The organism is Paracoccus sp. JM45 (genome assembly GCF_003590715.1).
GTDB lineage: Bacteria > Pseudomonadota > Alphaproteobacteria > Rhodobacterales > Rhodobacteraceae > Paracoccus.
In genome coordinates, this window is the sequence record NZ_QQVY01000059.1 from 1 (window position 1) to 1,385 (window position 1,385).

Below are 1,385 nucleotides of genomic sequence, written 5' to 3' on the forward strand. Positions count from 1 at the left end.
CCTTCGCCTTGAACTCCGCAGAATAGCGCTTTCGTTTCGTCATCTCAGGTCAGTCCTTCGTCAATCGCTAAAGCTTAGCAACTGGTCCGAATTCCTGCGACCACCTCTCGTGAAGGTGTGAGGCCGACCCATGGCCCGACTTTTTTCGACGACGTGAACCGCGAGGGATCATCAACTGCGGAACGGTAAGTCAGCGCCACGACCGCGCCGACCCCCGGCATCGACATCAGACGGTGACAGACAGGGTCGTCTTGCGCCAACTGACGGACCCGGCGTTCCAGCCCCGCAAGCTCCTGCCGAAGGGCTGCCCGGGCCCGCAGCATCGGCTCGGTCGCGGCGGACAGCATCGGATTGTCTGCCGTCAGCTCTCGGATGCGGTGCTCGAACCTGCCGCGAGAGATCGCGCCGACCTTCAGCCCGAAGTTCCGCAGCAATCCCCGCAGTGACAGCTCCAGAGTGATAAAGCCCTGCTGCACGGCTTTGCGGGCACTGAGCAGAGCGCGCACTTCCTGTGCCGAGACGGATTTGCAATGGACGGGCCGGAACCAGCCGAGATGAAGCAGACGCGCAATGCCTTCGGCATCCCGTCGGTCCGTCTTGATCGGCATCGCCTTCAAGGCGCCCTTCACCTGCCGGGTCTCCATAAGCACCACACTAAGACCCGCCTCGGTCATGCCTCGATGCAGCCATTGCGATAGGGGGCCGGCTTCGAGACCGACGGCGGCGATGGTGCCGTCCAGGTTCCCAATCCAGCGCGCCAGCGCTTTCGGCTCACTGGCCGCTTGCGCCTCCCTCATAATCTTCCCATGCTCGCTAATGACGCAGATCGCGGTCTTCTCCAGCGACACGTCCAGTCCGACAAACAGTTTCATCCCGCAGTCCTCCAGATGGATCCAATACGGGAATGGCGCCAGATTGACCTGAGTTTGGCAACGGTAACAAGCAGGTCGCGGCGCAGGCCCCGTTACGGCATCTCATTCCTAATCACAGCCAGAATAGGACAGTTGCGGCCAGTGCGATAGCGGAGAGGTATGTCTCCGGGCACCTGTCGTAACGAGTGGCGACACGTCTCCAGTCTTTCAGGCGCCCGAACATAATCTCGATGCGATTGCGCCTTTTATAGCGCCGCTTATCGTAATGCACTGCCGTCTTGCGCGACTTCCGGCCAGGGATGCAGGCTTTTATCTCTCTGTCCTGCAACGCTTTTCGGAGCCAGTCAGCATCATATCCCCGATCCGCCAGAAACCAATCGGCCTGCGGCAGGCTGTCCAGCAGTGCCGCCGCTCCCGTGTAGTCGCTGACCTGCCCAGCCGATATGAACAACCGGATCGGTCTGCCTTTCGCATCGGTGACGGCATGCAGCTTTGTGTTCATGCCACCTTTTG

1 protein-coding gene and 1 pseudogene are annotated in these 1,385 nt (G+C 60.7%); both read right to left on the minus strand.

Translation table 11 applies throughout. From position 1 onward, the window contains the following. Positions 1-107: 107 nt before the first annotated feature. Positions 108-872, minus strand: a pseudogene (locus DWB67_RS17660) (IS110 family transposase); the annotation flags it as partial. Between the two features lie 112 nt (positions 873-984). Then, a partial coding sequence (locus DWB67_RS17665) for an IS5 family transposase (protein ID WP_119808845.1) occupies positions 985-1,385 on the minus strand: 401 nt, incomplete at its 5' end.